The following is a 15,624-nucleotide window of genomic DNA, read 5'->3' on the forward strand; positions in this document are numbered from 1 at the left end:
CACGTGACGGTGAAGCTTGTTGATGGCGCCCGCACGAGGTCCCGCTGAGCGGGGCTCGGCGGGCGCCATCATCACAAACAAGCCACGCAAACATCGTTACTGGCGGAAACCCCTACCCTCTTCGACCTCTTCCCACCACTATGACCCCACCCCATACCAATCGGTACGCCGAGGTGCCGACGGTGGCGAAGGCGGGGGCAAGAGGGGGGAACGGGGATGACTCGGGCGCATCAGGGCGACGAGAACCACGCAGGAACAACGGCAGGCGCGAAGGCGAGCGCGGGCGCCGGCCCGCACACCAGCACGCCCGACACACAGCTCACCGCGCTGATACGCGCCGACACCGCCACCGCGTACCCCGCGCTGCGCGAGCTGCGCCTGCGGCACCGGCCCGCCGTGCTGGCGTACGCGCGGCTGTGTGCCATGGACGAGCCCGGCGCACGTCGGCTCACGGCCCAGGCGTTCGCGCTGGCCGCCCGCGAGACGGCGCGCGGCGTCGAGCCGCGCGGACCGTGGCGGCACAAGCTTCTGTTGCTGGTCACGCGCGTGGCCGCCGCATGGGCCACCGACGACCGCGGCAACCGCCTCCATCCGGACCTGCTGACCCACCTGCGCGAGACGAGTGCCGACGACCGCGAACCGCCGATGCTCGCCGCGTTCCAGGGCCTTCCGACGCGTGTCCAGGGCCTCGTCTGGTACACGGTCGTGGACGAGGAGCCCGACGCCGGAGCGGCCGTCTACCTGGGATTCACGCCGCAGGACGTGACGTACGGGAAGGAGTCGGCCTTCCAGTCGCTGCGCCAGGCCTGTCTGAAGGCCCGGCTGGCCAACTCCGGCGATCCGCGCTGCCAGGGCTTCCGGCGACTGATCGAGGAGGCGGTACGCCCCGAGCATCCGCGGTACGGAATGGATCTGGACGCCCACATCTCGCAGTGCGCGCACTGCGCCGCCGCGTACGAGGAGCAGTGCGCGCTGCGGGACACCCCGCGCACCGCGTCGGCCGACGGGTTGCTGGTGTGGGGCGGCGCGGCTTACGCCTCGGACGGATCCACCGCGCCTGGTCGTGCTTCCCGGCGCGCCCGGACTGCCAGGCACTCCCGGACCCGGACCACTGCGGCAGCGGCCTGGCTGCCGTCGCGACGCTTCGGGCTCGCCTCGGCGGCGCTCGGCATCGCGGTGGCTCCCCTGCTGATGTACCTGCTCTCGTCGAACAGTTCGCAGCCCCAACGCGCCGCCAACTCCGTACCCCCACCCACGCGGCCGCCCGCGGTGACGGTGACGCCGACGATCTCGGCGACGTCGTCCCCGTCGCCTTCACCGACGCGCAGGACCAAGTCCCCTGAACCGACGAAGACTTCGAAGCCCCCACAGCCTTCCAGGACGCCGCGCCCCTCGCCCACTCCCGAGAAGCCGAAACCCCCCGCACCCCACCCGCCCAACGGCGCCTACGCCCAGGTGGTGAACGCCGGGTCGGGCCTGTGCCTGGACATCGACGGCGCCCCGCAGAACGGCACGGACGTCGACGCGGCCACCTGCACGTCCTCTCGCGACCAACGGTGGCGGGTCGACTCCGGGCGTGGCGTGCTGCAGTCGTACGCATACCCCGGCTACTGCCTGGACAGCCGTGGCTCCGTCAGCCGTGGCCTCGGCATCTGGGAGTGCGACGCGGTCTACGGCCCCAACGGCCGGAACCTGACGTTCACCGTGGGCGGCGACGGTGTGATCCGCCCGGCGATCGCCCCGGACCACGCGGTGACCGCGTACGGGAACCGCCTGTTCCTGATTCCGGCGCAGGGGCGGGACGAGCAGCGGTGGACGGCGGGGGCGGCTCCCGCCTGATGCCGCAACTGATGTCACACCTGGTCTCGTGCCGATCTCGTGCTGGTCTCGTGCTGATCAGACCTCGCGGACGCCTCGCCGCCACACCTCGCCGACCAGCGGTACGCCCGGGCGGTACGCCAGATGCACATGGCTCGGTGCGTCGAGGAAGGCCAGGTCGGCGTACGCGCCCGGAGTGAGGTGGCCGATGTCCGTGCGGCGGAGGGCTGCCGCGCCGCCGGCAGTCGCCGACCAGAGCGCCTCGTCCGGTGTCATCCCCATGTCCCGTACCGCCAGCGCGATACAGAACGGGACGGAGGAGGTGAAGGACGAGCCCGGGTTGCAGTCCGTGGAGAGGGCGACCGTGACGCCGGCGTCGAGGAGGCGGCGGGCGTTCGGCCACTCGGCGCGGGTGGAGAACTCGGCGCCGGGGAGCAGCGTGGCGACGGTCCGGCTGTTCGCCAGGGCGTCCACGTCCGCGTCGGTGAGGTGGGTGCAGTGGTCGGCGCTCGCGGCGTCGAGTTCGACGGCGAGCTGGACGCCGGGGCCGTACGAGAGCTGGTTGGCGTGGATACGCGGGTGCAGGCCCGCCGCCTTGCCCGCCGTGAGGATCGCGCGGGCCTGGTCACCGTCGAAGGCGCCCTTCTCGCAGAAGACGTCGATCCAACGGGCGTACGGGGCACAGGCGTTGAGCATGTCGCCGGTGACGAGGGCTACGTACGCCGCCGGGTCGTCGGCGTAGTCGGGGGACACGATGTGCGCGCCCATGTACGTGACCTCGTCCGTGTGCCGGGACGCGATGCGCAGGGCGCGGGACTCGTCGTCGACGGTGAGGCCGTAGCCGGACTTGGTCTCGAAGGTGGTGGTGCCCTGGCGGAGGGCCTCGGTGAGGTAACGGGTGAGGTTGCGCTCCAGTTCCGCGTCGCTCGCCGCGCGCGTCGCGGCCACCGTCGTACGGATACCGCCCGCGCTGTAGGGCCGTCCCGACATACGGGCGTTGAACTCCTGCGTGCGGTCGCCCGCGAAGACCAGGTGCGAGTGGGAGTCGACGAAGCCCGGGATCACCGCCCGGCCGCCCGCGTCGACCCGATTGTCAGTGGCGGGTGCTTTCCTTGATTCACCGGTCCATGCGACGCGGTCGCCTTCGATGACGACGGCCGCGTCCTGGATCAGACCAAGGGGGGAATTGTCACCGAGGGAGGGGTCGTTGGTGACCAGGCTGGCGATGTTCGTGATGACGGTGGTCGGGCTGCTCGTCGGACTGCTTGTGGGGATGCTCGTCGGGCTGCTCATGTCGTCCTCGCGGGGGCGCGGTTCGGCGGTCGTCGTCAGGCGCGCAGGGCTTCGACTGCCTGCGCGAGGGCTTGCGGCACATCGGGTACGAGCGTGTGGACCCCGTCTCGTACGACGTGCCGTCCGGCCACGATCGTGTGCCGTACGTCCGCCGCTGTCGCGGCGAATACGGCCGTCTCGGCGCCAAGCCTTGGCAGCGGCCCCGCTGTTCTGACCGAGTCGAGCGCGATCGTCGTGAGGTCGGCGAGCGCGCCGGTCTCGATGGTGCCCGCGTCGTCCCAGCCGAGGGCGGCGTGGCCGCCCGCCGAGGCCGCCCGGAGGAGGGCGGCAGCCGTCCAGTGACCGCGTGTACGGGTGCGCAGGCGCTCGTTCAGCTCCATCGCGCGCGCCTCTTCGAGCAGGTCGATGACGGCGTGGCTGTCAGAGCCGAGGGAGAGCGGCGAGCCGGCCTTCTGCAGGGCGGCGGCAGGTCCGATGCCGTCGGCGAGGTCGCGTTCGGTGGTGGGGCACATGCACGTGCCGGTCGTGGAGTCGCCGAGCAGCGCGATGTCCTCGTCGGTGAGGTGGGTGTTGTGGACGCCCGTCGTGCGCGGGCCGAGCACACCGTGGTCGGCGAGCAGCCGGGTGGGGGTGCAGCCGTGCGCGGCCCGGCAGGCGTCGTTCTCCGCCGTCTGCTCGGACAGGTGCACATGGAGCGGGGCCCGCCGCTCCTCGGCCCAGCGCGCCACCGTGGCCAACTCCCGCGCGGGCACGGCCCGTACGGAGTGGATGGCCGCACCGATCCGCAGGTGATCCCGGTCCTTGAGAACTGAACAGCGTTCCGCCCAGGCGTCCGCGCTCCCGTCGGAGAAGCGCAGCTGGTGGGTGTCGGGCGGCTGTCCGAAGCCGGAAGAAAGGTAGGCGGTGTCGAGGAGGGTGATACGGATACCGGCTTCGGCGGCGGCGTCGATGAGCGCCTCGCCCATCGCGTTGGGGTCGGCGTAGGGGGTGCCGCCGGGGGCGTGGTGGACGTAGTGGAACTCGCCGACGCAGGTGATGCCGGCGAACGCCATCTCGGCGTACACCGCGCGGGCGAGGGCGTGGTACGTCTCCGGGGTCAGCCGGTCGGCGGTGGCGTACATGACCTCGCGCCAGGTCCAGAAAGTCCCGGAACCGACCTGGACGGTGCCGCGTAGAGCGCGGTGAAAAGCATGCGAGTGGGCGTTCGCGAGACCGGGGATCGTCAGCCCGCGGAGAACCTCGGCGCCCGGCGGCGGAGTGTCGATGCCCGTACGGACGGCCGCGATCCGGCCGTCGGCGACCTCGACGGCCACGCCTGGCTCGACGAACGAGTCGAGCCAGGCGTGCTCCAGCCAGTACGTCTGCGTGCGGGGGCGGGCGTGTGGGTGGGTCATGTGCAAGCCAGCCCTTCCAGTACGTCGGCCAGGGCGAGTACCCCGGCCACGCAGTCGTCCTCGGTGGCGTACTCGGCCGGGGAGTGCGAGACGCCGGTGGGGTTGCGCACGAACAGCATGGCGGTCGGGATGCTCCCGGAGAGGATGCCGGCGTCGTGCCCGGCGCCGGTGCCGAGGACGGGAACCTTGAGATCCGTGCCGGTTCCCAGGATGCGGGCGAGTTCGTCGCGCAGGGCGTGGTCGAACTCGACGACGGGGGTGAACGACTCGCGGACGACGTCGAGTTCGATGCCGTGCGCGTCGGCGTACTCGCGAGCCGCCCGCTCGATGCCGCTGACGACGGTGTCGAGGCTCGCCTGGTCCGCAGCGCGGGAGTCGAGCCAGCCGCGGACGAGGGAGGGGATGGCGTTCACACCGTTCGGCTCGACGGAGATCTTGCCGAAGGTGGCGACGGCACCGGCGAGTTGGGCCTCGCGACGGGCCGCGAGCACGGTCTCCGCGTACGACAGCATGGGGTCGCGGCGGTCCACGAGCCGAGTGGTCCCCGCATGGTTGGCCTCACCCCGGAAGTCGAACCGCCACCGCCCATGCGGCCAGATGGCGCTGGCGATCCCGACACAGTCGCCGGTCAGGTCAAGGGCACGCCCCTGCTCGACATGCAGCTCGACGAACGCCCCGATCCGGGCAAGCCGCTCGGGGTCCGGCCCGATGGCGTCCGGGTCGTACCCGGCACCCTCCATCGCCGTCGGCAGGCTGACACCGTCGGCGTCCTTGAGCCGATGTGCCTGCTCGACGGTGAGCTCTCCGGCCGCGAGCCGCGACCCGACACAGGCCAGCCCGAACCGAGCCCCTTCCTCGTCCCCGAAGTTCACGATGGCGAGGGGCTTGCTGAACTGCACGTTCCTGCTCCGCAGTTCGTCCAGAGCGGCGAAGGAGGACACGACACCGAGGGGGCCATCGAAGGCACCGCCATCGGGGACGGAGTCGAGATGGGACCCAGTGACGACAGCGCCCCCGGCAGCGGGATCCCCGAGCCAGGCCCACTGATTCCCGTTCCGGTCCACCTCGTAGGCAAGCCCTCGAGCCCGGGCCTGCGCCTCGAACCAGGCCCGACACTCGACATCGGCCCCGGTCCAGGCGAACCGCCGGTAGCCACCGGAGGCGGGGTGGCGCCCGATGGGGCTGAGGTCAAGCCACATCTCGTGGAACGAGGAAGAGGCAGGCCGCTTGCCGACTAGGGCTGAGGCTTGCTCAACCTTCGAGCCAGGCTCAGCCACATTCAGCCCGTCCGGCGTTTGAGGACGAGGCCGTTCAGGCCGATCGGGGTCTGGGGCGGAGCCCCAGCGGGGCCCAGGGGCGGAGGCCCCGGTTTCGGGAAGGGGCGGGGTTGGGGAAGAATCCCGCCCCCCACCGGCAGGCAAGCTCACTCGCCCTCCCGCATAGGCACCCGCACGCCCCGCTCATCCGCCACCGACGCCGCGATGTCGTACCCGGCGTCCACATGCCGGATGACACCCATCCCCGGGTCATTCGTCAGCACCCGGCGAATCTTCTCCCCGGCCAGCGCCGTGCCGTCGGCCACGGACACCTGACCCGCATGGATGGACCGCCCCATCCCCACTCCGCCCCCGTGGTGAAGGGAGACCCAGGACGCCCCCGACGCGATGTTCACCATGGCGTTCAGCAGCGGCCAGTCGGCGATGGCGTCGGAGCCGTCCAGCATGGCTTCGGTCTCGCGGTACGGGGAGGCCACGGAGCCGCTGTCGAGATGGTCGCGGCCGATGACGAGCGGGGCCTGCAACTCACCGCTCGCGACCATGTCGTTGAACCGCTCCCCCGCCCGGTCCCGCTCCCCGTACCCGAGCCAGCAGATCCGAGCCGGAAGCCCCTGGAAGTGCACCCGCTCACCGGCCATCTTGATCCAGCGGTGGAGGGATTCGTTCTCGGGGAAGAGGTCGAGGATCGCCTTGTCGGTCTTGGCGATGTCCGAGGCCTCACCGGACAGCGCGGCCCACCGGAAGGGGCCCTTGCCCTCGCAGAACAGCGGCCGGATGTAGGCGGGCACGAAGCCGGGGAAGGCGAACGCCCGCTCATAGCCGACGAGTTGGGCCTCGCCACGGATGGAGTTGCCGTAGTCGAAGACCTCGGCACCGGCGTCCATGAAGCCGACCATGGCCTCTACATGCCGGGCCATGGACTCGCGGGCACGGGTGGTGAAGCCCGCCGGGTCCTTGGCCGCGTACGAGGCCATGTCGTCGAAGTCCACGCCGAGCGGCAGATAGGACAGCGGATCGTGGGCCGAGGTCTGGTCGGTCACGATGTCGACGGGGGCGCCCTCGGCGAGCATGCGCGGCAGCAGTTCGGCGGCGTTGCCGAGCAGCCCGATCGACAGCGGACGGCGGGCGTCGCGCGCCTCCACGGCCAGTTGGAGGGCGTGCTCGAGGGAGTCGGCCCGTACGTCCAGGTACCGGTGCTCGATACGGCGCTCGATGGCCCGCGGGTCACAGTCGATACAGATCGCGACGCCGTCGTTCATCGTCACGGCGAGCGGCTGGGCGCCACCCATGCCACCGAGTCCGGCGGTGAGCGTGATCGTCCCGGCGAGCGAACCCCCGAACCGCTTCGCGGCGACCGCGGCGAACGTCTCGTAGGTGCCCTGCAGGATGCCCTGCGTACCGATGTAGATCCACGAACCGGCCGTCATCTGGCCGTACATGGTGAGTCCGAGCTGCTCCAGGCGCCGGAACTCCTCCCAGTTCGCCCAGTCGCCCACGAGGTTCGAGTTGGCGATGAGCACGCGCGGCGCCCACTCGTGGGTCTGCATGACGCCGACCGGGCGGCCGGACTGGACGAGCATCGTCTCGTCCTGCTTGAGGGTGCGCAGCGTACGGACCATGGCGTCGAAGGAGCGCCAGTCGCGGGCGGCCTTGCCGGTGCCGCCGTAGACGACGAGCTTGTCGGGGTGCTCGGCGACCTCGGGGTCCAGGTTGTTCTGCAGCATCCGCAGGGCGGCTTCTTGCTGCCATCCCAGGGCGCTCAGTTCCGTACCGCGCGGTGCTCGTATGGGACTGGGGGGCGGCCCGTAGGGCCTCGTTTGAGGGTGGTGGTGGGAGACGGGTGGGAGTGGTCCTGACATGGGCTGCCTCCCGGCGGGCTGATTGCGGAGATATTCACATCCTGGCTTGATGAATAGAACTAGTCAATACGCCCCCTGCGTCGGCGTCGGCGCCGTACGGGTGTTTGGCTGGAATCCATGACGGCATACACAGGGGACACGCACCCATCGGGCGAGGCGCAGGACGCGGCGGATACGGCGGCAAACGGGGCCGCGCGACGGGACGACGCCGTCCGCGCGGTCGTGGAACAGGGGCTCGTAGGCCCCGCCACTCCCCTCGTCGGGCTCCTCGACATCACCGGCATCCGCAGCTCGGCGGCGGCACTGCGCGCGGCCTTCGACGCGGTGGTCGCACCGGGCACGCCGGTGCTGCACGCGTTCGCGGTGAAGGCGACCCCGCTCGTGCCGGTACTGCGGCTGCTGCACGAGGAGGGCCTCGGCGCGGAGGTGGCGAGCGCCGGCGAACTGGCTCTGGCCCGCGCGGCCGGGGTGCCCCCGTCCCGTACGGTCCTCGACTCCCCGGCCAAGACCCCGGCGGAGCTGCGGGAGGCGCTGGCGCTCGGTATCGCGGTCAACGCGGACAACCCGCAGGAACTGGCCCGTATCGACGGCCTGGTCCAGTCGGCGGCCACCCGGTCACCTATCGGACTGCGGGTGAACCCGCAGGTCGGCGGGGGTTCGATCGAGGCGCTGTCCACGGCGACGGCGACCTCGAAGTTCGGGGTGGCGCTGCGGGACGAGGGGGCGCGCGAGTGGGTCGTACGGGCGTATCTGGACCGGCCGTGGCTGACCCGGCTGCACGCGCACTCCGGTTCGCAGGGGATACCGCTGGAGCTGCTGGCGCGGGGGGCGGCGCAGACGTACGAGCTCGCCGAGGAGATCAACGAGCGCGCCGGTCGCCGGCAGATCGACACGCTCGACATCGGCGGCGGGCTGCCGGTGAACTATGCCTCGGAGGCGCAGAGCCCGGCCTACGCGGAGTACGCGCGGCTGCTGGCCCGTACCGTGCCGGGGCTGTTCGACGGACGGTACGGGCTGGTCACGGAGTTCGGGCGGTCACTGCTCGCCAAGCACGGGGTGACGCTGGCACGGGTCGAGTACGCGAAGACGGCTGGCGGGCGCGCGATCGCGGTGACGCACGCGGGCGTGCAGGTGGCGACCCGCACGGTGTACGCGCCGGCGACGTGGCCGCTGCGGGTGGAGGCGTACGACGCGAAGGGGCGCCCCAAGGCCGGGCCCGAGGTCGTGCAGGACGTGGCGGGTCCCGCCTGTTTCGCGGGTGACCTGCTGGCAGAGGGGCGTGCGCTGCCGCTGCTCGAACAGGGCGACTACGTGGCCGCGCTGGACACGGGGGCGTACAACTTCGCGCACCATTACGCGTACAACTCGCTTCCGCGGCCGGGGATTTACGGGTTCGGGCCGGACGGGGCAGGCGGGGTGCGGTTCGCGACCGTGCGGACTCCGCAGACGCTGGAGGAGATCGTGGCGGAGTCGGGCGGGGGCCATGTGGGCGGTCTGTCGGAGCTGTAGTCACCGGAGACGGCGCTCGGCGCACGCTCGTGCCCCGGCGCACGAGCGTGCGCCGTGCTTCAACTCAGCCATGTGTGGGCGCCGGATTGACGCGGTGGCACGCGGTTCCGGACCCGGCGCCCGGAGCCATCCGCCCACGTCAGACCACCGATGGCCGCCCGGGCATCAACGCACCCCACCACAAGGACAGTTGACCCACCTTAGTCAGCGGGCGCATGTTCCGCTGGAAAATGCCAGAACGCTCACCTCTCGCGCACACGGTGCGTAGCTTCTTCGTCACCGAGCCGTACCCGAGGCGGGAGGGGAGCCCAGGTGCCCGGAATCGACGAGTGTCTGCTGGAGGCCATGAGGCTGCCCGGTGCCCTGGGCGCCGCGGTGGTCGACTGGACCAGCGGCCTGGCACTGGGCACGGTCGGGGACGCCCCGGGCGGTGACCACGAGACGACCGCGGCGGAGGCGGCGGAGTTGGCGCGGCTCGCGGCGGAGCACCGGGCGTTCGCACCGGAGGCGGGACCGGGCCAGGCAGCGCAGGACCCGCCGGTCGAGGACTTGATCATCAGCAACGTCGACACGTACCACGTCCTGCGGTTCGTGGCGACGAGCTTCGACAGCAGCGTCTTCCTGCACCTGTGGCTGGCCCGCTCCGACGGCAACCTCGCGCTGGCCCGCATACGGCTCGGCGAGATGGCCGGACGGCTGGTGCTGGGATGACCGTGGTCAGCACGCCTCCGCCCCGACTGCCCTTGCGGCGCCGCTCGTTCGGCCCCGGCGTCTCGCCGATGCTGCGCCGGCTCGCCGAGGAGCGTGCCACCGGGGTACTGCTGCGCGAGCGCGGCGCGCTCCATCTCATCGACGGCCAGGTCACCTACGCCGAGAGCCCGGAGAGTCCGGGGCTCGACGTGCTGCTCACCACCGGCGGCGTTCTGGACGACGGGGCTTGGCGGGAGGCGGTCGCGCGGGCCGGGGCGGATGGGCAGGTCGGGCGGTTTCTGGTCGACAGCGGCCGGGTCGCCGAGGGCGTGCTGGAGCTGTGCCATGTGGCGGCGCTGTTCGACGCGGCGTACTTCGTTCTGGGGCCGTCCAGCGCCCCGGCGCGCTTTCGGTACGAGGCCGCGCACTGGCTCGGGCCGGTACGCCCCGTACCGGTGGCCGCGCTGGAGCGCGAGACCCTGCGCCGCCGTGAGCTGCTGCACCGCATCTGGCCCGACCCGGCGACGGACACCGCACCGCTGGTACGGACCGACCGTGCCGCCGAGCCGCCGGTCCCGGCCCGCCAGGAAGCGGTACTCGACGAGGTCAACGGGGTCCGCACGGCCGCCGACATCTCGCTCGCCCTGGGCCGCCCCGCCTTCCACACCCTGGTCGAACTGCGCAGGCTCGCCACGGCGGGCATCGTGACGACGGCTTCCCAGCCGCCCAAGAAGCCCAAGGCGGTCATGGCGCACCAGCAGTCCCGGCGGTCCCAGGCATCCCAAACGCCCCGGCTACCCGAGCCACCGGGGCCACTCCGAGCGGACCCGGCCCCCGAGCACCCGCCGCCCGCCCTGGACCCCGCGTCAGCCCTGCTCATCCAATCTTCGGCCGACCCCGACGTCGCTCTGCTGCGCCGCCTGAGAGACGCCCTGGAGGCCCTGTGATCCGCGCGCTTCGACAGCGTGCCGAGAGGAGACTGCTCATGGCGGCGGAGGCCGAAGTCCTCGACGAACTCCACCGGTTACGGGCCCGTGTACCCCAGCTGACCGGCGCGCTCGCGGCCAGCGTCGACGGCCTGGTCATCGCCCAGGACACCCCGGGCGTGGAACCGGAGGGCCTGGCCGCGCTGACCGCCGCCGCACTCGGCGTCGCCGTGCGGCTGGCGGACGCCACCGGCCGGGGCGACCTCCGCGAGCTGCTCGTCCGCGGCACGCACGGCTACGTGGCGACGTACTCGGCCGGCTCCTCGGCCGTACTGACACTGCTGGCGCAGGACCGGGTCAACGTCGGACGCCTGCACCTGGAGGGACGACGCGCCGCGACCCGTATCGGCGAGCTGGCCGACGCGGCAACGGCCCGGGCGACTCCACCTCCCCGCACCGCCGGAGCCACCGCCGTGGGCAAGGCCCAGTCCCGGGCCCCCTCCCCGACCACGGACAAGTCCGCACTTCCGACGCGCCCCACAAAGCCCCCACGAGCCAGAACCCCACGGACCACACAGACCGCACAGGCCGCCTCGCGAGCCGCGCAGACCGCAGGCAGCGCACAGGCAAACGGGCGGAGCACCAGCCGGACCACCGGCCGAACCACCACCAACACCCCTACCACCAACGAGAGTTGAGAGGACCGCACACCATGGCCAACACCGAAACCACGCTGAAGGAAGCCCTCGCCTCCATAGAGGGCGCGACCGGAGCCGCGCTCGTCGACTACACCAGCGGCATGGCGCTGGGCACGTTGGGCGGCAGCAAGAGCTTCGACCTCAACGTCGCCGCCGCCGGCAACACCGATGTCGTACGGGCCAAGCTCCGCACCATGGAACACCTGGGCCTGAAGGGAGAGATCGAGGACATCCTGATCACCCTGTCCGACCAGTACCACCTGATCCGCCTGCTCACCGGCCGCGGCGGCAACGGCCTCTTCCTCTATCTGGTCCTCGACTCCAAGCGGGCCAACCTGGCGATGGCGCGCCACCAGTTGAAGAAGATCGAGGCGGACCTGGAGGTCTGACGGCCTGACGGTCTGACGGAACCTCAGGTGAAGCTCTGAGAATCGCACCCGCACGCATCCCGGCCACACGACCGGGCAGAACTCCCCCGGACGGATCACCGACCGGGGGAGGTTCTCTTGTCCACCACCGAAACCACCACGGGCGCGCAGTCGCCCGCCGAGGAACCGGGGCTCAAGCGCGCCATCGGCCCCAAACTGCTGGTCCTGTTCGTGATCGGCGACATTCTGGGGACCGGCATCTACGCCACGACCGGCGCCGTCGCGGGGAAGGTCGGCGGGGCGTTGTGGCTGCCGTTCGTCATCGGCTTCGTCGTGGCGATCCTGACGGCGGCGTCGTACGTCGAACTCGTCGGCAAGTACCCGAAGGCGGCCGGGGCGGCCCTCTACACGCAGAAGGCCTTCAAGGTCCCGTTCATCACCTTCATCGTCGCCTTCATGGTGATGGCCTCGGGCCTGTCGTCCGCGAGTGCGGCGGCCCGCGCGTTCAGCGGCGACTATCTCTCCGAGCTGACGGGGGACGCCCTCCCGCCGACGCTCATCGCCATCTGTTTCATCCTGATCCTCGCCGCCCTGAACCTGCGGGGCGTTTCGGAGTCGGTGAAGACGAACGTCGTCCTGACCCTGGTCGAGCTGACGGGCCTGGCGATCATCCTCGCGATCGGCGCGTACGCCGTGCTGACGGGGGACGGCGAGCCGTCCCGGCTGGGCGAGTTCGAGGCGAGCGGCACCGGATACGCCCTGATCACCAGCGTGTTGGGGGCCACGGCGCTGGGCTTCTTCGCTTTCGTGGGCTTCGAGGACTCGGTCAACATGGCGGAGGAGACGAAGGATCCCGTACGGACCTTCCCGCGGGCGATCTTCATCGGAGTGGCGGTGACGGGCACGATCTACGTGCTGGTGGCGCTCGTATCGTCGCTCCTGGTCGACCACAAGGTGCTGGAGGGGTCCAGCGGACCGCTTCTTGAGGTCGTGAAGGCGGGCGGCGTCGACTTCCCGCACAAACTCTTCGCGCTCATCGCGCTGTTCGCCGTCACCAACTCCGCGCTGATCAACATCATGATGGCCTCGCGCCTGTGCTACGGCATGGCCAACGAACGCATCCTGCCCCGTGGCATGGGCCGCGTCCTGCGCCGCCGCCGCACCCCCGTGGTCGGCATCGTCTTCGTCACCCTGCTCGCGATCGGCCTGGTCTCCACGGGCGAGATCGAGGGCCTGGGCGACACCACGGCGTTCCTCCTGCTGTGCGTCTTCGCCGTGGTCAACATCGCGGTTCTGGTCCTCCGCCGCGACCCCGTGGACCACGCCCACTTCCGCACCCCCACGTTCCTCCCGGTCCTGGGCGCGATCACCGCCCTGATCCTGGCCAGCCCCCTGGCCGACCGCCCGGCGGACGTGTACATCCGCGCCGCGGTACTGCTGGCGATCGGCGTGAGCTTGTGGACGGTGAACAAGCTGGTGCTTCGGGTACGGGGCGAGGCTTAAGAGCCCCGCAGACCAAGGCAAGTGTCGCCGACCTCGCCTCTCCGCTGCCCCGCCCGCGGGCCGAGGCGGCGACACCCATGGTGATCCTTCACGCCCCGCCTACAGGATTGATCCGCAGTAGTCCGGGGTCAAACGGAGCGCGGCGCGATCGTCCGGGCGGGAGCGGCAGGACGATCACCGATTCCAGCACCTTGGCAATCGCGGCCCGCCGCTGTGTGAGGCTCATCGCAAACCAGCGCGACGGGTTCCAGGCCGCGGCAGCGGCTTGGTGTACGGCAGGGGGGATGAGTGGATGCCCGACCAGTTCCGCGTATCGGGTGAAAAGTGGCGAAACAGATTGACGTCGCGGCCGGCGTCTGCCCGCGTAGAACTTCGCGGAAGTGGTACGAGCGCGTCACGTCCGCGCAGCACCGGCTTAACACGGGTCCGGCACTGTTGTGGATGTCGGCAAGGGCGGGAGCGGCTCCCCGCTCGGGCCGACGCCGAACGGCGCCAAGGACCTCCGGAGCGGCTCCCGGACCTCCATGGACGCCATGGACGCGTAAGCCCGGCCCTGACCCGGCCCGCGTCCCTCGCGGGGACCGCCGTCGTCCCGCCCCCCGTTCACGGGGGTGCGGCGGTCCCCGCGAATAGCTTTTCCACGCGCGCAACTCCCCGTACGACGAGGGAGTCACCCCAAGCACCCCATGCACGGCAGGGAAGTCAGTCTTCCCAGTCCGAGTCCGACTTCTTCCTGCCGCGGCCGAACAGTGGGGTGTGGCGGGACACTTGGACCACGTTGACGCCCACGATGCCCGTCCAGGCGATGAGGAGGCCGGGCAGGTCCGCGACTCCTCCGCCGATCGCGGACAGGGGGACCGCGAGGACCAGGGAGACTATGCCGAAGCCGAAGCGCTCGCCCCAGGAGTCGTTGGACTGCGGGGAACGTGCGCCCCGGGCCACCACCATCTGCTGTTCCGCGAGCTGTCGTCGTACCCGGCGCTCGATGGCGCCGTCCATGCGCTGCTCGACCTTCTCCAGGAAGGAGTCGACCAGCGCCGAGTCGTACTCGTCGCCCAGTTCCCTGCGGGCGTGCAGGGTGGCGTCGAGTTCTTTTTTGAGTTCGGCGTCGCGGGCATCCATACCGGTCATGTGTTCACCGTAAGGAGCCCGGGCCCGCTTGGCACTGGGGTTAGCCCCCCTGTCCGCGCTGGGCCGTGCCCCCGGCCGCAACCCGGCTGCTGCCCTGCCGGGCTCCCGGCGGCTATGCCGTCAGTCCTTTGCCGTCAGACCTTTCTCCTCGGCGTACGCGTTCGCCACGTCCTCGGGGTCCTTCTTGTCCTTGTCGACCTGGCGGTTGAGTTCGGTGAGGTCCGCGGTGGTGAGGACGTTGCCGAGTTCGGCGAGGGCCTTGCGGACGGTCGAGTCGGCCCTGCGGTCGGCGATCAGGGGGACGATGTGCTGGCCGGGGATCAGGTTCTTGGGGTCGGTGAGGACGACCCATTTGTTCTCCTGGATGTCGGTGTCGGTGGTGAAGAGGTTCGCCACGTCCACGTCGCCCTTCTTGAGGGCGCCCTTCACCAACGGGCCGGAGGAATCAAGGGACTTGAACTCCTTGAACTCCACCCCGTACACCTCCCGAAGGCCCACGACGCCGACCTCGCGTGTCTTCACCTCGGGAGCGGCGCCGATGACGAGCTTGCCGTTCTGCTTCTTCAGGTCGGCGAGGGAGGCGAGGCCGTACTTCTCGGCGGTCTCCCGGGTGACGGCGAACGCGTCCGAGTCCTCGGCCTTGCCGTACGGCAGCACCTGGAGCCCGGCGGGCAGGGCCATCGCGAGGGCGTTCTGCATCTCGCCCTCTTCGGTGGCCTGCGACTTGGGGTCGACGTAGTGGAGGAGCGCGCCCTGGTATTCGGGAAGCAGGTCGATGTCGCCGCCTTTGATGGCGGGGATGAGGATCTCGCGGGTGCCGAGGTTGGGGCGGACGGTTGTTTTGACGCCCGCGGCGTCGAGTACGGCCGCGTAGAGGTAGCCGAGGACCTGGTTCTCGGTGAAGTTGGCGGTGCCGATGGTGATGCCGCTCTTGCTGGATCCGCCACCGGTGCCGGCGCCGCCCTCGCCGTCGAGCGAGGTGATGCCACTGCTGCAGGCGGCGAGCGCGGGGACGGAGGCGGCGGCGAAGAGGCCGCCAAGGAGGGTGCGTCGATTCATGGGTGGAAGCTCCTGAGTGGAGTTGTGGAGATCGGGGGCGCCCCGTAACGGGCGCGGGGCTGTATCGATTTGCGGCTCCGCCGCGATGGGGGTCCCCCC

General features: G+C 70.9%; 13 protein-coding genes. 7 read left to right on the forward strand and 6 right to left on the reverse strand.

Features of this window, described 5'->3' with window-relative positions:
* Nucleotides 1-216: 216 nt before the first annotated feature.
* Nucleotides 217-1,839, forward strand: coding sequence for an RICIN domain-containing protein (locus OHT21_RS17415; protein WP_328769238.1), 1,623 nt, complete (start codon nucleotides 217-219; stop codon nucleotides 1,837-1,839).
* Between the two features lie 57 nt (nucleotides 1,840-1,896).
* Here the strand turns inward: OHT21_RS17415 and hutI are convergent, their stop codons facing one another.
* The 4 genes from hutI to hutU form a co-directional block, all read right to left on the reverse strand.
* Nucleotides 1,897-3,111 carry an imidazolonepropionase gene (gene hutI, locus OHT21_RS17420; protein ID WP_328769239.1) on the reverse strand — a complete coding sequence of 405 codons (1,215 nt, stop codon included), beginning with the start codon at nucleotides 3,109-3,111 and terminating at the stop codon, nucleotides 1,897-1,899.
* Nucleotides 3,112-3,146: 35 nt separating this feature from the next.
* Nucleotides 3,147-4,505 carry a formimidoylglutamate deiminase gene (locus OHT21_RS17425; RefSeq protein ID WP_328769240.1) on the reverse strand — a complete coding sequence of 453 codons (1,359 nt, stop codon included), beginning with the start codon at nucleotides 4,503-4,505 and terminating at the stop codon, nucleotides 3,147-3,149.
* Complete coding sequence (locus OHT21_RS17430) at nucleotides 4,502-5,782, reverse strand: allantoate amidohydrolase (protein ID WP_328769241.1); 1,281 nt, start codon at nucleotides 5,780-5,782, stop codon at nucleotides 4,502-4,504. The genes OHT21_RS17425 and OHT21_RS17430 overlap by 4 nt, the downstream gene beginning before the upstream one ends.
* Nucleotides 5,783-5,928: 146 nt before the next feature.
* Nucleotides 5,929-7,641: a urocanate hydratase gene (gene hutU / locus OHT21_RS17435; RefSeq protein ID WP_328769242.1), complete on the reverse strand. Its 1,713-nt coding sequence runs from the start codon at nucleotides 7,639-7,641 to the stop codon at nucleotides 5,929-5,931.
* A 117-nt stretch (nucleotides 7,642-7,758) separates the two neighbouring features.
* On the opposite strand from hutU, the gene OHT21_RS17440 reads away from it, so the two are divergent.
* The 6 genes from OHT21_RS17440 to OHT21_RS17465 all read left to right on the forward strand — a co-directional run bounded on the left by OHT21_RS17440 (nucleotide 7,759) and on the right by OHT21_RS17465 (nucleotide 13,335).
* Nucleotides 7,759-9,150, forward strand: coding sequence for a diaminopimelate decarboxylase (locus OHT21_RS17440; protein ID WP_328769243.1), 1,392 nt, complete (start codon nucleotides 7,759-7,761; stop codon nucleotides 9,148-9,150).
* 312 nt (nucleotides 9,151-9,462) lie between these two features.
* Nucleotides 9,463-9,861, forward strand: coding sequence for a hypothetical protein (locus OHT21_RS17445; protein ID WP_328769244.1), 399 nt, complete (start codon nucleotides 9,463-9,465; stop codon nucleotides 9,859-9,861).
* Nucleotides 9,858-10,787 (forward strand): hypothetical protein, encoded by a 930-nt coding sequence (locus OHT21_RS17450; RefSeq protein ID WP_328769245.1) that lies wholly within the window; start codon nucleotides 9,858-9,860, stop codon nucleotides 10,785-10,787. Before OHT21_RS17445 ends, OHT21_RS17450 begins: the two co-directional genes overlap by 4 nt.
* A 38-nt stretch (nucleotides 10,788-10,825) precedes the next feature.
* Nucleotides 10,826-11,464 carry a roadblock/LC7 domain-containing protein gene (locus OHT21_RS17455; protein WP_328769246.1) on the forward strand — a complete coding sequence of 213 codons (639 nt, stop codon included), beginning with the start codon at nucleotides 10,826-10,828 and terminating at the stop codon, nucleotides 11,462-11,464.
* Between the two features lie 14 nt (nucleotides 11,465-11,478).
* On the forward strand, nucleotides 11,479-11,853 hold the full coding sequence (locus tag OHT21_RS17460) for a hypothetical protein (RefSeq protein ID WP_033323198.1): 375 nt from the start codon (nucleotides 11,479-11,481) through the stop codon (nucleotides 11,851-11,853).
* Nucleotides 11,854-11,970: 117 nt separating this feature from the next.
* Nucleotides 11,971-13,335: an APC family permease gene (locus OHT21_RS17465; protein ID WP_328769247.1), complete on the forward strand. Its 1,365-nt coding sequence runs from the start codon at nucleotides 11,971-11,973 to the stop codon at nucleotides 13,333-13,335.
* Nucleotides 13,336-14,037: 702 nt separating this feature from the next.
* On the opposite strand, the gene OHT21_RS17470 is transcribed toward OHT21_RS17465, so the two are convergent.
* Nucleotides 14,038-14,466: a hypothetical protein gene (locus tag OHT21_RS17470; protein ID WP_328769248.1), complete on the reverse strand. Its 429-nt coding sequence runs from the start codon at nucleotides 14,464-14,466 to the stop codon at nucleotides 14,038-14,040.
* A gap of 120 nt (nucleotides 14,467-14,586) precedes the next feature.
* On the reverse strand, nucleotides 14,587-15,525 hold the full coding sequence (locus tag OHT21_RS17475) for an ABC transporter substrate-binding protein (RefSeq protein ID WP_328769249.1): 939 nt from the start codon (nucleotides 15,523-15,525) through the stop codon (nucleotides 14,587-14,589).
* Nucleotides 15,526-15,624: the final 99 nt, after the last annotated feature.

The sequence above is a fragment of the Streptomyces sp. NBC_00286 genome, assembly GCF_036173125.1.
GTDB lineage: Bacteria > Actinomycetota > Actinomycetes > Streptomycetales > Streptomycetaceae > Streptomyces.